This is a genomic window from Herbaspirillum sp. YR522 (assembly GCF_000282575.1).
In the GTDB taxonomy this organism is placed as follows: Bacteria; Pseudomonadota; Gammaproteobacteria; order Burkholderiales; family Burkholderiaceae_D; genus Herbaspirillum.
In genome coordinates, this window is sequence record NZ_AKJA01000051.1 from 37,511 (window position 1) to 53,669 (window position 16,159).

Genomic DNA, 16,159 nt, shown 5'->3' on the forward strand with positions numbered 1-16,159 from the left:
CCGTCGCCAGTTGCCGCCATGTCCGACGCCATCGACACCCGCTTGCCCGATCCGCGCGAACTCGTGCTGGAAACGGTTGCCCGCCTGCCGCACCTGCCCGGCGTCTATCGCTACTTCGACGCGCAGGACAACGTGCTCTACGTGGGCAAGGCGCGCGATCTCAAGAAGCGGGTGTCGAGCTATTTCCAGAAGACCCTGACCAGCCCGCGCATCGCCATGATGGTCGAGCGCATCGCTCGCCTTGAAACCACGGTCACCCGCAGCGAAGCCGAAGCGCTGCTGCTGGAAAACAACCTGATCAAGACGCTGCGTCCGCGCTTCAATATCCTGTTTCGCGACGACAAGTCGTATCCGTACCTGAAGATCACCGGGCATGCCTACCCGCGCATGGCCTACTATCGCGGCGCGGTCGACAAGCGCAACCAGTATTTCGGCCCTTTCCCCAACGCCAGCGCGGTCAAGGAATCGATCCAGATCCTGCAGAAGGTGTTCTTGCTGCGCACCTGCGAGGACACCGTTTTCGCCAATCGCACGCGGCCTTGCCTGCTGCACCAGATCCACCGCTGCAGCGCTCCTTGCGTGAAGCTGATCGACACCGAAAGCTACGCCATCGATGTCGAGAATGCCTCCAAGTTCTTGCGCGGCCGGCAGAACGAAGTGATGCAGGCACTGGAGCAGAAGATGCACGCCTTCGCCGCCGATCTCAAGTTCGAGCAGGCCGCTGCCGTGCGCGACCAGATAGGTTCGCTCTCCAGCGTGCTGCACCAGCAGAGCATGGAAACGGTCAGCGACGCCGATATCGATGTGATCGCGGTGGTGGTGCAGGGCGGTCGCGCCTGCGTCAACCTGGCCATGGTACGGGGCGGCCGGCACCTGGGGGATCGCGCGTATTTCCCGACCCACGTCGACGATGCGCTGGCCACCGGCGAAGACAGTCTCGAGGTCGAGGTACTCAAGGCCTTCATGGCGCAGCACTACATCGACAAGTTCATCCCGTCGGCTCTCATCGTGGGCACCGAGTTCGACGATCCGGCGCTGATGGTGGCGCTCATGGAGCAGTGCGGGCATCGTATCGCGCTGACCTTCCAGCCGCAGGGCCAGCGACGCCAATGGCTGGAGATGGCCAGCAAGGGCGCCGAGCTGTCACTGGCGCGCCTGTTGGCCGAGCAGGGTTCGCAACAGTCGCGCACCCGCGCGCTGGCCGACGTGCTCGAGCTGGAGACCGAAGACCTCGACAGCCTGCGCGCCGAATGTTTCGACATCAGCCACACCCAGGGCGAGGCGACCCAGGCCTCATGCGTGGTGTTCCACCATCACGCCATGCAGAACGGCGAATACCGTCGCTACAACATCAACGACATCACGCCCGGCGACGACTACGCGGCCATGCGCCAGGTGTTGATGCGCCGTTACGAAAAGGTCGCCAACGGCGACGGCGTGATGCCCGACATCGTCCTCATCGATGGCGGCCGTGGGCAGGTCGAGATGGCACGCCAGGTACTCACCGAGCTGGGCCTGGACATCGGACTCATCGTCGGCGTGGCCAAGGGCGAGGGGCGCAAGGTCGGGCTGGAGACATTGATCTTCGCCGACGGCCGTGCCCCGCGGGAACTGGGCAAGGAATCGGCGGCACTGATGCTGATTGCCCAGATTCGCGACGAGGCGCACCGCTTTGCCATTACCGGCATGCGGGCCAAGCGGGCGCGGGCGCGCCAGAGTTCGCGCCTGGAAGAAATCGAAGGCATCGGCGCCAAGCGGCGCCAACGCCTGCTGGTGCGTTTCGGCGGCTTGCGGGGGGTGGCCGACGCCAGCATCGACGACCTGGCCTCGGTCGACGGCATCTCGCGCCAGCTGGCCGAACAGATCTACCGCCAACTGCATTGAGGCAGGCAGGGCGGGGCGCTGCCGGCGCGTGCCTATAGCATGCGACTACCGCGGCACGCCGCAGCCTGGCGACTCTGCTACTATTCGTTAAATTTTTTTTGTGTACGCCGCACCCTCGAACAAAGACGTATGCCTTTCAATATTCCCATTTTGCTGACCTGGTTGCGGGTTGCCCTGATTCCGCTGGTGGTCGGCGTGTTCTATCTTCCCGAACTGGGACTATCGCGCTACGAACAGGGCATCGCTTCGACCGTGATATTCGTGGTCGCCGCGCTCACCGACTGGTTCGACGGTTTCCTGGCACGCCGCTGGAACCAGACCTCGGCCTTCGGCGCCTTCCTTGATCCGGTCGCCGACAAGCTCATGGTGACCGGCGCGTTGCTGGTGCTGGTGCACCTGGGGCGGGTGCACCCGGTGATCGCCTTCATCATCATCGGGCGCGAGATCGCCATCTCGGCACTGCGTGAATGGATGGCGCAGCTGGGCGCTTCCAAGTCGGTGGCGGTCAGTTCGCTGGGCAAGATCAAGACCACCGCGCAGATGATCGCCATTCCCATGCTGCTGTACTACGACTGGCTGTTCGGCGTCATCGACACCCGCCTGTGGGGCGCGGTGCTGTTGCTCGTCGCGGCCGTGCTGACGGTCTGGTCGATGCTGTATTACCTGCGTCGCGCGATGCCGTTGATACGAAAAGTGCAGGAAATTAATAAATAATGTTGACAATTTCCAACGGGGGCCTATAATGGCGCTCTGTTGTTGATGCGGGAGTAGCTCAGTTGGTAGAGCGATACCTTGCCAAGGTATAGGTCGAGAGTTCGAGCCTCTTCTCCCGCTCCAGGTTACTTGGAAAAAAGGAAGCCTTATAAAGCTTCCTTTTTTTATTGTAGAAAGTGAGCGCACATCAACGATGCAGTCCAGCGATGCTGGGGCCAAATCGAAAAAAGATGTTTGCAAACGATACGTGTTTTAGGTAGTATGCGTGTCCCCAAGGCGGGGTAGCAAAGTGGTTATGCAGCGGCCTGCAAAGCCGTGTACGCCGGTTCGATCCCGACCCCCGCCTCCAGAACAATACTCCATGCGGGAGTAGCTCAGTTGGTAGAGCGATACCTTGCCAAGGTATAGGTCGAGAGTTCGAGCCTCTTCTCCCGCTCCAGTTTTGAAGGTGAAGTAGTTGGCGTTACTTCACTTGTTTTACCCAGCTTTATGCGGGAGTAGCTCAGTTGGTAGAGCGATACCTTGCCAAGGTATAGGTCGAGAGTTCGAGCCTCTTCTCCCGCTCCATAAAGAAAAAGGAAGCCTTCGGGCTTCCTTTTTTCATTTCCGGCCCCCTTGCCAGCTATCGCGCAGGCCACTGCGCGGCCGGTTGTCAACAGCGTTGCAACGTTGTCGAATAGTGAATTTCCTGATTGCCCCCGCCAGTTTTCCCGTCTACATTGGCGAATGCCGTTATCGCAGGCCAATCCATTCAATTCGGGGGAACGATGGACACTTTTCAGCAGGAAATCGATGAGCGCACCAATCTGACTGCAAACAACAAGTTCGAACTGCTGCTGTTTCGGCTGGGGACCGATCCACACGGCGAGCGTTCGGAACTGTTCGGCATCAATGTCTTCAAGATCCGCGAGATCGTACCGATGCTGACCATCAACAAGCCTGCCGGCACCCAGTCGCCGATGTTGGGCGTGGTCAATATCCGCGACCAGATCATTTCGGTGATCGACCTGCCGGCCGTGGTCGGATGCGTGCCCAAGACCGGCCTCAACATCCTGCTGGTGACCGAGTATGCCCGTAGCACGCAGGCCTTCGCGGTGGAATCCGTGGAAGAAATCGTGCGCCTGGAATGGAGCAATGTCCTGTCGGCCGAATCCAGCGCCGGCGGCAACTTCGTGACCAGCATCGCCAGGCTGGACGACGACCGGGACAACACCCGGCTGGCCCAGGTGCTGGATGTGGAGCAGATCCTGCACGAAATCATGCCGACCGACCGCAACTTCAAGGTCGACAGCCTGGACGATCTGATCCAGCGCGCCATCAAGCCCGGTGCGGTGGTGATCGCCGCCGACGACTCGAAGGTGGCGCGCAACCTGATCGAAAAGGGCCTGCACGAACTCAAGCTCAATTTCGAGATGTACAAGACCGGCAAGGAAGCGTGGCAGCGGGTGCAAGCGCTGGCCCAGGAGGCGCGTGCCGCGCGGCTGCCGATCTCGGACAAGATCTCGTTCGTGCTGACCGACCTCGAGATGCCTGAAATGGATGGCTTCACCTTCACCCGCAATATCAAGAACGAAGATTTCCTCAAGAATCTTCCGGTGATCATCCACTCGTCCCTGACCGGTTCGGCCAATGAAGACCACGTCAAGCGAGTCGGTGCCGATGCCTACGTGGCGAAGTTCGACATCACGGAAATGGGGCAGACCATTTCCGATATCCTGCGCATGATCATCGCCAAGGCGCCGCGCACCTGAACACCGCTTGATCCTCGCTTTGCCAGGAGCCTCCTTGGAGGCTCTTTTCACGTCTGATCACTTATACTGTGCGCTGTTTCGACCAAGCGGTCCCCAGCCCGGTATGCCATGCAGATTCCCTCCATCCCCTTCATCGACGACGATGCGCTGGCCGCACGCCTGGACCAGCTCATCGACCACAAGACCAAGCCACGCGGCAGCCTGGGCGTGCTCGAGCGCCTGGCGCGCCAGATCGGCCTGGTGCAGGGCAGCGACCGGCCTTCGGTACGCCAGGCGGCCATCGTGGTGTGTGCCGGTGACCACGGCGTGACCGCCGAAGGGGTCTCGGCCTATCCGCAAAGCGTCACCTGGCAGATGGTCGAGAACTTCCTGGCAGGGGGCGCGGCAATCAATGTCTTCGCGCGCCAGCACGATTGCGCCTTGACCATCGTCGACGCCGGCGTCAATCACGATTTCGGCCCACGCGCCGGCCTGCTCGATCGCAAGCTTGCACCCGGCACCCGCAATTTCTGCCAACAGCCGGCCATGAGCCGCGCCCAGTGCGAGCTAGCCATGCAGCATGGCATGGACCTGGTCGATACCTTCGAGGGCAATGTGCTGGGTTTTGGCGAGATGGGGATCGGCAATACCACCGCCGCGGCTGCCCTGATGGCCATGTTCACCGGCATCGCCGTGGGCGAGTGCGTCGGCGCCGGCACCGGCCTGGATGCGCAGGGCATCGAACACAAGCGGCAGGTGATCGAGCGCGCATTGCAGCTGCATCGCCACGCCAGCGATCCGGTGGACCGCCTGGCCGCGGTGGGCGGCTTCGAGATCGCCTTCATCGCTGGCGCCATGCTGCGGGCGGCACAGCGACGCCATGTGCTGCTCATCGATGGTTTCATCGTTACCTCGGCCTTGCTGGTGGCCAGTGCCTTGCAGCCGGCGCTGCTCGACTACTGCGTGTTCTCGCACTGCTCCGACGAGGCCGGCCACCGTCGCATGCTCGATCATCTCGGCGCGCGGGCCTTGATGCAGCTGGACCTGCGCCTGGGCGAGGGCACCGGTAGCGCGCTGGCGTTGCCCTTGCTGCGTTCGGCCACGGCATTCCTGGCCGAGATGGCTACATTTTCATCGGCCAGTGTGAGCCAGCGTCATGCGTGATCGTCCCGACCCCGCGCCGGGGCGGCCAGGCGTCGTGCACCAGGTACGCCTGTTTTTCATCGCACTGCAATTCTTCACCCGGCTGCCGATCCCGCGGGCGGTAGGCTTTCAACCCGAGTGGCTGCAGCAGGCGACCCGGTATTTTCCGCTGGTGGGTTGGGTGGTGGCGTGGGTGACGGCACTGGTCTATCTGCTGGCGGTACAGTTCTGGCCGCAGACGGTGGCGGTGCTGCTGTCGACGGCCGCCGGCATCTGGCTCACCGGTGCCTTTCACGAGGACGGCCTGGCCGATGTCTGCGACGGCCTGGGCGGCACCGCCTCGCGTGAACGGGCGCTCGAGATCATGCGCGACTCGCGCCTGGGCACCTATGGCGTGATCGGTATCGGCCTGCTGCTGGCGACCAAGATCGCCAGCCTCGATGCGATGCTGCCGTTGCAGTTGCTGGCGGCGTTGGGCATGGCGCATCCGCTGTCGCGCTGGCTGGCCAGCTGCCTGATCTGGCGCCTGCGGTACGTGCGCCAGGAGGGGCGGGCCAAGCCGATGGCCCAGCACATGAGCGGTGCCAGTTTCCTGCTGGCGACCTGCTTTGCCATCGTGCCGTTGGCCTTCTGTCTCGGGCTGGGGCTGATGGCATGGCAGCGCATCGTCGCCGGCATGCTGTGTGCGGTATTGGTCACTGCCTGGCTGGCGCGGCTGTTCGTACGGCGCCTGGGCGGTTATACCGGCGACTGCCTGGGCGCGGTCCAGCAATTGAGCGAAGCTGCTTTTTACCTGGGCGCACTGGCGACGGCGCCCGGGTTCATGGACAACTGAATCGATGAATCTGCACCTGGTGCGCCATCCGGCGCCTATCCTCGACAAGAGCTATTGCTACGGCCGCAGCGACATCGCCGTGGCGCCCGAGACGCTGGCGTTGTGTTGCGAACGGGTCAGTCGATTGCTGCCTTCGCCGGTGCTGCTGTGGACCAGTCCGCTGCAGCGCTGCGCCGACCTGGCGCTGGCATTGGCCACCACGCTGGGCATGAGCGAGCTCGGCGTCGACGCCGACCTGCAGGAGATGGATTTCGGCACCTGGGAGTTGCGGGCCTGGGACGACATCGCCTGGGACGAAGTGGAGGCGTGGAACCGCGACCTGCTGCATCACGCCCCTGGTGGCGGCGAGACTTTGCTGGCGATGGCAGCTCGCGTGTGGCGCTGTTTCGATGCATTGCGCCACCAGCCGGACGCCGACTGCGCCGTGGTCAGCCATGGTGGCCCGATCCGCCTGCTGCGGGCGTGCGCGGCCTGGCATGCCGAGCATGACGCCAAGCACGCCGATACGCCGGTCGCACCCGATGCGCGCGCGCTGGAGGCGATCGCCTTGCGTGCCGTGGCCGACAAGCGCGACATCGCCTTTGGAGAAGTCATCACGCTGACGCTGGCGCCGCCGCGCTAGCGGCCTTCCAGGCGCTGCCATTCCACCGCGAACTTGATCAGCTCCGCCTGGCCGTCGATGGCCAGCTTGCGCTTGATGTTGAGGCGATGGGTCTCCACCGTGCGCACGCTCAGGTCCAGCTCGCGCGCAATATGCTTGTTGGATTCGCCATTGGCAATGTGCTTGAGCACCTCGCGTTCGCGCAGCGTGAGCAGGTCGCGTTGCGGCAAGGGCTCGCCGAGCTGGCCGGCCAGCGCCGCGCTGTAGTAGATGCCACCGCGACGTACCGTCTCGATGGCGTGCACGATGTCCTGGCCGGGGGCGTCCTTGAGCACATAGCCGCGCGCGCCGGCCTGGATCGACTGGATCACATATTCGCTCTTGTCGTGCATCGACAGGATCAGCACCGCAATGTCGGGGTAGCGGCTATGCAACTTGGCAGTGAGTTCGATGCCGTTGACGCCGCGCATGTTGATATCCATCAGCGCCAGGTCGATCGGCTGGCTGGCCGCCAGCTGCAATGCCTCGTCGGCGCTGCCGGCCTCGGCCACGATGTGCAGGCCAGGCACGGCTTCCAGGCGGGCGCGCAGTCCATCGCGCACCAGCGGGTGGTCGTCCACCAGCATGACGCGGCTGACGATGGCGGTAGCCGCCGGCAGGTGTGGTTCAGTCATGGGACGGCGCAGCGCAGGGGCGATGCGGGATGACCGCCACCAGCTTGGTGCCGGCGGCGCTGGAGTCGAGCGAGAGGTGGCCACCCACGGCCTCGACCCGCTCCTGCATGTTGCTCAGCCCGATGCCGCGGCGCGGGTGCTCGCTGACCTGGGCCAGGTCGAAGCCCTTGCCATCATCTTCGACCTGCAGCATCACGAAGGTCTTCGCGCCCAGCAGGCGCACCGTGACGCGCCGTGCCTGGGCATGTCGCGCCACGTTGGTCAGGGCCTCCTGGGCCACCCGGAACAGCACCGTGTTGGTGACGTCGGTCAGCGAGGCCAGCTCGCCCTCGGATTCGAATACCAGTTCGGCGCCATTGCTTTCGCCGGCCGCGGCGCGCCACTCGCAGCACAGGTGCTCGACCGCCGCCGCCAGCCCCAGGTCGTCCAGGATCGCCGGGCGCAGGGCATGCGAGATACGGCGCACCTCGGCCAGCACGTCGTTGATCTGGGTGGCCGTCTTGTGAAACGTTGCCCGTGCCGCCACGGCCTGTTCCGGCGAGCCCTTGATGCGGATCAGCGCGGCCTCGATCTGCAGCTTGATCGATACCAGCCACTGGCTGATGCCGTCATGCAGGTCGCGCGACAGGCGCGCCCGTTCTTCTTCCTGCGAGCGCACCACCCGTTGCGCCAGGTGGCGCAACTTGGCGTCGGCCGCGCGCTGCTCCGAAAAATTGAGCAGTAGCCCGGCAAACGCCACCATCAAGGCGCTCAGCACGGCAATGGCGGCGATGAGCAGCATGGTGTGGCGCAGGTGGCCCGAGACCTGCTGGTCGATCTCGGCCAGCGCCGTCTCGATGTCGTCCAGGTACAGTCCGGAACCGACCACCCATCCCCAGCGCGGCAAGCTATCGACGTAGCCCATCTTGGGCGCCACGGTCTGGCTGGACGGTTTTTGCCAGTTGTAGCGCACGAAGCCGCCGCCCTGGTTGGCGCGATTGATGAGCAACTGGACGGTGAGCGTGCCATTGCTGTCGTGCCAGTCCCACATTTCGCTGCCGACCAGTTCCGGCTGGCGCGGATGCATGATGTTGCGGCCATTGCGGTCGTAGATGAAGAAGTAGCCGTCGCCGCTGAATTCGAGGTCGGCCAGGATCTGCTGCGCCTCGTTCTTGATCGCCGCGTCGCTGCGACCGGTGTCGTAGAGATGGCGGATCGCATGCAGGGCAAGCTCGACGTAGTGCTTGAGCTCGGCTTGTTTGCTGGCGACATAGGCTGCCTCGATGCTGGCGCGCTGCTGCAGTCCGAGTTCAGCCGCTTGCTGGCGCACCACGACCGTGATCGCGGCCAGGGCCAGCGACAGCGGTGCGACGGCCAGGAAGATGATTTTGTGACGGAGCATCATGGCTTGATTCAGGGAAGGATTTTTCATATTCGATGAAAACCCGACCTCTTAGCAATGCCCGCCGCGCGCCGCCGCCGACGCCCAGGACTGCGCGCGGCTCGCCGTATCGGCCGCAAAACCCGGATGGTTGCTGCTCGTATGCGTAGTGCTACGTACCCGGGCTGCGTAATATTGCGCACCTTGCGAGACGCTTTGACAACTGTTACTAGCGGCCATTTCTCGAACTTGTATGAGACCGTTTTGGCAAGTTCATGCACGCCGGGATCGCATGCGTTCCTGTCGGCAACGCCCATAGGGAAATGCCTCATACGACCGGAGATAATTTTTTATTACTATTTGATACAGAGCGTCGGCGAGTGCCGTCGGCATCGCTAAAATAGTGCAAGAACGACAACGTGTCGCAGCAATCACAGGAACGGCAATGAATACAGCAGCAGCAAGGACGGTATTGATCGTGGACGACAGCAAGGTCTCGCGGATGGTGATCAAGGCGCATATCCTGGCCGCCCATCCCGACTGGCAGGTGGTCGAGGCCGGCACCGGAAGTGATGCCATCGACGCCGTCGAGCGTGCGGTGCCCGACTTCTGCACCATGGACATCAATATGCCCGGCATGCTCGGCACCGATGCGGCCGCGACCATCCTGCAGGCGCATCCCGGGATACGCATTGCGATCTTCTCGGCCAATATCCAGGAGAGCGTTCAATCCCGGGCGCAGCAACTGGGCGCGATCTTCGTCGCCAAGCCGGTCACCGAGAAGTCCATCGCCCAGGCGCTGCATCACTTCGCGGGTGCGACGTGACCAGGCTGTCCGAGATCGAACTCGATGCGCTGACCGAGATCTTCAATGTCGGCGCCGGACGGGCCGCGCTGAGCCTGTCCGAGATCGTTGCCGACGAGGTGCGGCTGTCGGTGCCATCGGTCGAAGTGCTGCGCACGCGCGAGATCGACGAGCGGGTGCTGGCGCTGGGCAACGCCCGCTTCGCCACCGTCAGCCAGGTATTCGATGGCCCCTTCGACGCCGAGGCGGTACTGCTGTTTACCGAGGCGCACGCGCTGGAAATCGTGCGCGACATGATGGGCTCGCAGATGAGCCTGGACGACCTGGCCGAATTCGAGCAGGAAGCCATGTGCGAGCTGGGCAACATCATCCTCAATGCCTGCCTGTCGGCCATGGCCGACATGTTGGGCATCACCTTGAACAGTTCCCTGCCGGACTACGTGGTGTCGTCGCCGCGCGAAATATCGCTGCGGCTGGCCGCCGGCGAGAGCGATGAAACCTATGTCCTGGTGCTGCATATCGACCTGGTGATCGAGAAGCACCAGACCCAGGGGCACCTGATCTTCCTGCTCAGTTCGAGCTCGCTCAGCCGGTTGGTGGCGCAGCTCCAGCGTTACCTGAGCAGCATCCTATGAGTTGCGTCATGCCAGGCCGGATCAGCGCCCAGGAGGTGTTGAACAACCTGCACCTGGGATTGATCGCGCTTGACCGCGATTTCAACATCCTGCTGTGGAACGACTGGATGGAGCGCCATAGCGCAGTGCCGGCCCAGCGCGCGCTGCAGGCCAACTTCGTGTCGCTGTTTGGCCAGCAGCTCACGCCTGGTTTCCTGCGCGCACTGAGTAATACCGTCAGCTACGGCTTGCCGGCGGTGCTGTCGAGCGCCTTGCATCGCTCGCCGTTGCCGTTGTATCCGAGCCTGGCCACGCCCGCTGGCGAGCCGCCGGTACGGATGGTGCAATCGGTGGTGATGACGCCTATCCGGGGCGAAGACGGCAGCCGCACCTGCCTGATCCAGGTCAGCGATGCCAGCCACTCGGTCAAGCGCGAGAAGATGCTGATGTCGCACTCCGAGGCACTGCGCCGGCAGGTCGTCACCGATGGCTTGACCGGTGTCAACAATCGCCGCTTCTTCGACGAGCACTTTGCGCTGGTGCTGCAGCAGGCTCGCCGCAATCGCAGCCCGTTGTCGCTGTTCATGATCGACATCGACTTCTTCAAGCAATACAACGACCATTACGGTCACGGTGCCGGTGACCGCGTGCTCAAGCGCGTGGCAGAAGCCTTGAAAGAGGAATTGACCACGCCCGGCGGGGTGTTCGCCCGCTACGGCGGCGAAGAATTCATCATGGTCACCAGCGGCATGGACGCGGCCCATGCCACCATCTTCGCCGAACGGCTGCGCCAGTCGGTGACGGCGCTGCAAGAGCCGCATGCCAAGTCGTTGATCGGTCACCACATGAGCGTGAGCATCGGCGTCTGTACCCGTGGCGACGAACTGGAAGACGATCCCGAGGGACGCAATCTCATGGCCAGCGCCGATGCCGCCCTGTATCGGGCCAAGTTGGGCGGACGCAACAAGGTCATTGCCACCGACTGACACAAGCTTTTCGTGGCGGCCTGAGCAAATTCCGAGCAATTTATTGGAAACCCTTTGCCCATGAGGCTGTGGGACCAGGCGACAAGGCTTATCAACAGACTTGTTCACATTTTTTGTGAATAACTTTCCGCATGCCGAACGGCTGCAACCGACGCAGGTGCGTATAATGTCGGGCTGCCCGCCGGGCTGCACCAGAATCGGCCGCGACCGGCTCCGCGAACTTGCCTTTCTTGCCACCATTCGATGCGACGACTGCTGCTATTGCTGTTGACCTTCCTGCTGCCGCTGCAATTGCTGGCGGCCACGGTGGGTGACCTCTCGGCACCGCGTATTGTCGAATCGGCATCCCAGGCCTGCCCGCCGTCGGCCACGACCGGGCATGCGGCGCAGCAGGTCGCCATGGTGGCGGGCACGGCCTTCGATGCCTGGCATGCCGACACGCCCTCCAGCCCGCAACCGGGCGATGACGACGACGCCGACGCGCCAGCGGTGCAGGCCGATTGCGAAGACCACACCTTGCCGGGCCACCTGGCTACCCCGGGCATGTGCTGGCATCCCTTTCCGCATGCCTTCGTGCATCCACTCCACTGGTCATCGTTCGATCGCGACCAGCTGCGTCCTCCACCACTAGCCTGATTCCGGTCGCATTGCCACAGCGCCGCCGGCCCCTGGCCGCGCTCGCTGTCGTCGCGGCCCGCCTCGCAGTTTCCAGCCACGCGCGGTCCATTGCGCGCGCGCCCCAGCCATTCCACAGGAAAAATCCATGAAACGTATCGTTCTGTTCCTTCTTACCAACCTGGCGGTCATGCTGGTGTTGAGCTTCACGGCCAGCCTGCTGGGCGTGAACCGCTACCTCACCGCCAACGGCCTCAACTTCGGCATGCTGCTGGTATTTTGCGCATTGATGGGGTTTGGTGGTTCCTTCATCTCGTTGTTCATGTCCAAGACCATCGCCAAATGGTCGACCGGGGCACGGGTGATCGACCAGCCCCAGAATTCGACCGAGCTGTGGCTGGTCAACACCGTGCACAGCCTGGCCACCCGGGCCCGCTTGCCGATGCCGGAAGTGGCGGTCTACGACGGCCCGCCGAACGCCTTCGCCACCGGCGCCAGCAAGAGCAATTCGCTGGTGGCGGTGTCGACCGGATTGTTGCAGGGCATGACCAAGGAAGAAGTCGAGGCCGTGCTGGCCCACGAGGTGGCGCACATCGCCAACGGCGACATGGTCACGCTGACCCTGATCCAGGGTGTGGTCAACACCTTCGTCATGTTCATCGCACGCGTGGTCGGCTATTTCGTCGACTCGGCCCTGCGCCGCAACAACGAGCAAAGCGGTCCCGGCATCGGCTACATGGTCACGGTGGTGGTGTGCGAGATCGTGTTCGGTATCCTCGCCAGCATCATCGTCATGTATTTCTCGCGCCAGCGTGAATATCGGGCCGACGCCGGCGCGGCTTCGCTGATGGGGTCCAACCTGCCGATGATCAATGCGCTGCGCCGCCTGGGCGGACTGGAGCCCGATGGCTTGCCGCAGAACCTGCAGGCCGCCGGTATCTCGGGCCGCCAGTCGTGGCTGGGGTTGTTTTCCAGCCATCCGCCGCTGGAAACCCGTATTGCCGCCTTGCAGGCGCGTCGTTGATGGCGCGCTGAGCGGCCCGGGCGCGCATGCTAACCTTGCAGCGCCGCGCCCGGTCGCAGGCGGCTAGTCCGGCCCCACCAGTCATTTCCATAACGCCAATCATCCATTTGAAAAAGGACCACTGACTGATGCCCCACCACACCCCCCTGATTGCAACCATCGTAGGCGGCCTCGTGCTGGCCTTCATCTTCGGCACGCTGGCCCATCGGCTCAGGATGCCGCCGCTGATCGGCTACCTGGTGGCCGGCATTGCCATCGGCCCCTTTACGCCTGGCTTCGTCGGCGACGCCGACCTGGCGCAGGAACTGGCCGAGATCGGTGTCATCCTGCTGATGTTCGGGGTCGGGCTGCACTTCTCGCTCAAGGACCTGATGTCGGTCAAGACCATCGCCATTCCCGGTGCGGTGGTGCAGATCACCATCGCCACCTTGCTCGGCATGGGATTGGGGTGGGCACTGGGCTGGCCGATGGGGGAGGGGTTCCTGTTCGGACTGGCGCTGTCGGTGGCCAGTACCGTGGTGCTGCTGACGGCCTTGCAGGAGCGCCGCCTGGTCGAGACCAAGCGCGGGCGCATCGCGGTCGGCTGGCTGATCGTCGAGGACATCGCGATGGTGCTGGCGCTGGTGCTGATCCCGGCGCTGTCGGGCGTGCTGGGTGGCAAGGGCGAGGCGATGACCGGCAGCGCATTGATGGTGACGCTGGGCATGACGCTGGGCAAGGTGGTGGCGTTCGTGGCGGTCATGCTGATCGTAGGTCGGCGGGTCATCCCGTGGATACTCGAACGCATTGCCGATACCGGTTCGCGTGAGTTGTTTCGCCTGGCGGTGCTGGCCATTGCGCTGGGCTTCGCGCTGGGCTCGGCCTATGTATTCGGCGTGTCGTTCGCGCTGGGCGCCTTCTTCGCCGGCATGATCCTGTCCGAGTCCGAATTGAGCCACCGCGCCGCCGAGGAGTCGCTGCCCTTGCGCGACGCCTTCGCGGTGCTGTTCTTCGTATCGGTGGGCATGCTGTTCGATCCCTCGGTGCTGGTCCGCGAACCGTTGCTGGTGCTGGCCACGGTCTTCATCATCGTGGTCGGCAAGTCGCTGGCGGCGTATTTCATCGTGCGCCTGTTCGGCCATCCCAAGTCGACCGCGCTGACCATCTCGGCCAGCCTGGCGCAGATCGGCGAGTTCTCGTTCATCCTGGCCACCCTGGGCTTGTCGCTCGAACTGCTCTCGCCGGTGGCGCGCGACCTGATCCTGGGTGGCGCGATCCTGTCGATCCTGATCAATCCTTTCCTGTTCTCGCTGCTGGATCGGCTCAAGCCCTACATCGAAAAAAGCGAAGGCATGCAGGCGCCGGTCGAGGCGATCCAGCAATCGGTCGACATGCGTGGGCACGTGGTGCTGGTCGGTTATGGCCGCGTGGGGCGCGCCATCGGTGCGCAACTGCGCGCGCAGGGTACGCCGCTGGTGGTCATCGAAGCCCAGCTCGAAAGTGTCGAGGCGCTGCGCGCCGAGGGCGTCCCCGCGCTCTATGGCAATGCCGCCCAGCCCGGCGTGCTGACGGCCGCCTGCATCGAACAGGCGCGCTGGATGCTGGTGGCGATCCCCGAAGCGTTCGAGGCCGGCCAGATGATCGAGCGCGCCCGTGCCTGCAATGCGCAATTGCGGGTGGCCGCGCGAGCGCACTCCGATGCCGAGGTCGAGCACCTCGAAAAGCACGGCGCCAACGAGGTGATCATGGGCGAGCGCGAAATCGCACGCGGCATGCTGGCCCTGGTGTCGGCCGCCTGAGCAGGTGCCGGCGCCGTCCTGCAGCATCGCATCGATCGTGATACAGTCCTGCCTGCCGCGTCGGGCTGGATGGCCTGGCGCGGCATTGTTCTCGGGGCGGGGTGCAATTCCCCACCGGCGGTAATCAGGCGCGTCATGCCCTGTAGCCCGCGAGCGTTCGTGCAGTGCCGCGCGAAGTCAGCAGACCCGGTGTGATCCCGGGGCCGACGGTCATAGTCCGGATGAAAGAGAACGGGATGCCTGCCGATCTGCGCTGCCAAGCGCATGCGGCCGCGCATTCCCACGCCCTGTTTATTCATCAAACAGGAGTCCTGAACCATGTCGCATCCGCAGTCCCATCTTTCTGCAGTCAATTCCACCCAGACCAAACGTATCGCCTTCGTGCAGGCCAGCTGGCACAAGGACATCGTCGACCAATGCCGCATCGCCTTCACCGACGAAATGGCCAAGCTCGGCTGGCCGCTCGAGAGCATCGATTTCTTCGAGCTGCCGGGCGCCTACGAGATCCCGCTGCACGCCAAGGTGCTGGCCCAGAGCGGCAAGTACGCCGGCGTGGTGGCCAGCGGCCTGGTGGTCGATGGCGGTATCTATCGCCATGATTTCGTGGCCCAGGCGGTCATCACCGGCCTGATGCAGGTCCAGCTCGAGACCGGCGTGCCGGTGTTTTCGGCAGTGCTCACGCCGCACCATTTCCACTCGCATGGCGAACACCAGCAGTTCTTCCACGAGCATTTCCTGGTCAAGGGACGCGAAGCCGCACACGCCTGCGCCACGACCGTCGCCAAGCTGGAGGCAATCCGCGCGACCGACACGGCGCGCGCGACCCTGAACGCAGCGTGAGCCTGAACGGGAGGCGTCAGCATGTATCCCGCAGCGCACCAAGTGTCGGGTCGATCTTGATGTTTGTGAACATTTGCTTACAAACATTACGGTTTCGGTCTAGCCGGGGGGCGCCGCCGGGCATATATTCACGACATCTTTCGTTGCTTCATAAGGAGCCATCGTGAAAAAGTCGATATCCGTGATTGCCGGCATGCTCGTGGTTGCCGCCGCTGCCGGCGTGGCGAGCGCACCGGCCATGGCCGGTCATGTGTCGGTAGGGGTGAACATCGGCGTGCCGGTCTACGCGGCTCCGCAACCGGTCTATGTGCAGCCGGCGCCGGTGTATGCGCCACCTCCGGTCTATGTGCGCCCGGCCCCGGTCTACTACGGCCCGCCGCCCGTGTATTACGGCCGACCGGCGCCGGTGTACTACGACCGCGGCCATTATCGCGGTCATCATCATGGGCATCGTCCACCGCCACCCGGCCCATATTGGGGCCATCGTTGAGGGTCTCGTGGGGCGGTAGGTAGGATGTAGCGACAGTAGCGACGACAATGGCGGCCTCGGCCGCCA

General features: G+C 63.7%; 16 protein-coding genes, 4 tRNA genes and 1 riboswitch. Of the genes, 18 read left to right on the top strand and 2 right to left on the bottom strand.

The annotated features are described in order from the left end of the window. Window positions 1-18 precede the first annotated feature (18 nt). The 10 genes from uvrC to PMI40_RS08985 all read left to right on the top strand — a co-directional run bounded on the left by uvrC (window position 19) and on the right by PMI40_RS08985 (window position 6,928). Window positions 19-1,884, top strand: coding sequence for an excinuclease ABC subunit UvrC (gene uvrC / locus PMI40_RS08940; protein ID WP_008114309.1), 1,866 nt, complete (start codon window positions 19-21; stop codon window positions 1,882-1,884). Between the two features lie 129 nt (window positions 1,885-2,013). Further along, window positions 2,014-2,598: a CDP-diacylglycerol--glycerol-3-phosphate 3-phosphatidyltransferase gene (gene pgsA, locus PMI40_RS08945; protein ID WP_008114310.1), complete on the top strand. Its 585-nt coding sequence runs from the start codon at window positions 2,014-2,016 to the stop codon at window positions 2,596-2,598. A 47-nt stretch (window positions 2,599-2,645) separates the two neighbouring features. Further along, a tRNA-Gly gene (locus PMI40_RS08950) sits at window positions 2,646-2,721 on the top strand. A gap of 152 nt (window positions 2,722-2,873) precedes the next feature. Next, window positions 2,874-2,947: transfer RNA gene (locus PMI40_RS08955), tRNA-Cys, on the top strand. A 14-nt stretch (window positions 2,948-2,961) separates the two neighbouring features. Continuing rightward, window positions 2,962-3,037 (top strand) — tRNA-Gly (locus PMI40_RS08960). 52 nt (window positions 3,038-3,089) lie between these two features. Further along, a tRNA-Gly gene (locus tag PMI40_RS08965) sits at window positions 3,090-3,165 on the top strand. 200 nt (window positions 3,166-3,365) lie between these two features. Continuing rightward, window positions 3,366-4,349 (top strand): chemotaxis protein, encoded by a 984-nt coding sequence (locus PMI40_RS08970; protein ID WP_008114312.1) that lies wholly within the window; start codon window positions 3,366-3,368, stop codon window positions 4,347-4,349. Between the two features lie 108 nt (window positions 4,350-4,457). Further along, window positions 4,458-5,492, top strand: a complete 1,035-nt coding sequence (gene cobT / locus PMI40_RS08975) for a nicotinate-nucleotide--dimethylbenzimidazole phosphoribosyltransferase (protein WP_008114313.1) — start codon at window positions 4,458-4,460, stop codon at window positions 5,490-5,492. Further along, window positions 5,485-6,306, top strand: a complete 822-nt coding sequence (locus PMI40_RS08980) for an adenosylcobinamide-GDP ribazoletransferase (RefSeq protein WP_008114315.1) — start codon at window positions 5,485-5,487, stop codon at window positions 6,304-6,306. Before cobT ends, PMI40_RS08980 begins: the two co-directional genes overlap by 8 nt. Before the next feature lie 4 nt (window positions 6,307-6,310). Then, window positions 6,311-6,928, top strand: coding sequence for a histidine phosphatase family protein (locus PMI40_RS08985; RefSeq protein WP_008114316.1), 618 nt, complete (start codon window positions 6,311-6,313; stop codon window positions 6,926-6,928). Here PMI40_RS08985 and PMI40_RS08990 read toward each other — a convergent pair. Together PMI40_RS08990 and PMI40_RS08995 are read right to left on the bottom strand one after the other, a co-directional pair. Beyond that, window positions 6,925-7,581 (bottom strand): response regulator transcription factor, encoded by a 657-nt coding sequence (locus PMI40_RS08990; RefSeq protein WP_008114317.1) that lies wholly within the window; start codon window positions 7,579-7,581, stop codon window positions 6,925-6,927. The genes PMI40_RS08985 and PMI40_RS08990 overlap by 4 nt on opposite strands. Next, window positions 7,574-8,965: a cache domain-containing protein gene (locus tag PMI40_RS08995; RefSeq protein WP_008114318.1), complete on the bottom strand. Its 1,392-nt coding sequence runs from the start codon at window positions 8,963-8,965 to the stop codon at window positions 7,574-7,576. The genes PMI40_RS08990 and PMI40_RS08995 overlap by 8 nt, the downstream gene beginning before the upstream one ends. A 421-nt stretch (window positions 8,966-9,386) precedes the next feature. On the opposite strand from PMI40_RS08995, the gene PMI40_RS09000 reads away from it, so the two are divergent. The 8 genes from PMI40_RS09000 to PMI40_RS09035 all read left to right on the top strand — a co-directional run bounded on the left by PMI40_RS09000 (window position 9,387) and on the right by PMI40_RS09035 (window position 16,093). Continuing rightward, window positions 9,387-9,767: a response regulator gene (locus tag PMI40_RS09000; RefSeq protein WP_008114319.1), complete on the top strand. Its 381-nt coding sequence runs from the start codon at window positions 9,387-9,389 to the stop codon at window positions 9,765-9,767. Next, window positions 9,764-10,381, top strand: a complete 618-nt coding sequence (locus PMI40_RS09005) for a chemotaxis protein CheC (protein WP_008114320.1) — start codon at window positions 9,764-9,766, stop codon at window positions 10,379-10,381. The genes PMI40_RS09000 and PMI40_RS09005 overlap by 4 nt, the downstream gene beginning before the upstream one ends. Before the next feature lie 8 nt (window positions 10,382-10,389). Next, entirely contained in the window at window positions 10,390-11,346 is a 957-nt protein-coding gene (locus PMI40_RS09010) for a GGDEF domain-containing protein (RefSeq protein WP_008114321.1), read from the top strand. A 243-nt stretch (window positions 11,347-11,589) separates the two neighbouring features. Beyond that, window positions 11,590-11,982: a hypothetical protein gene (locus PMI40_RS09015; protein WP_008114322.1), complete on the top strand. Its 393-nt coding sequence runs from the start codon at window positions 11,590-11,592 to the stop codon at window positions 11,980-11,982. 127 nt (window positions 11,983-12,109) lie between these two features. Next, window positions 12,110-12,985, top strand: coding sequence for a protease HtpX (htpX, locus tag PMI40_RS09020; RefSeq protein ID WP_008114325.1), 876 nt, complete (start codon window positions 12,110-12,112; stop codon window positions 12,983-12,985). Window positions 12,986-13,113: 128 nt separating this feature from the next. Continuing rightward, complete coding sequence (ybaL, locus tag PMI40_RS09025) at window positions 13,114-14,763, top strand: YbaL family putative K(+) efflux transporter (RefSeq protein ID WP_008114328.1); 1,650 nt, start codon at window positions 13,114-13,116, stop codon at window positions 14,761-14,763. An 83-nt stretch (window positions 14,764-14,846) separates the two neighbouring features. Beyond that, a riboswitch (FMN riboswitch) is annotated at window positions 14,847-15,000 on the top strand. An 81-nt stretch (window positions 15,001-15,081) separates the two neighbouring features. Beyond that, the gene (locus tag PMI40_RS09030; RefSeq protein ID WP_008114329.1) at window positions 15,082-15,603 is read left to right on the top strand and encodes a 6,7-dimethyl-8-ribityllumazine synthase; all 522 of its coding nucleotides are present in this window, start codon (window positions 15,082-15,084) and stop codon (window positions 15,601-15,603) included. A 163-nt stretch (window positions 15,604-15,766) separates the two neighbouring features. Then, window positions 15,767-16,093, top strand: a complete 327-nt coding sequence (locus tag PMI40_RS09035; RefSeq protein WP_008114331.1) for a hypothetical protein — start codon at window positions 15,767-15,769, stop codon at window positions 16,091-16,093. Window positions 16,094-16,159: the final 66 nt, after the last annotated feature.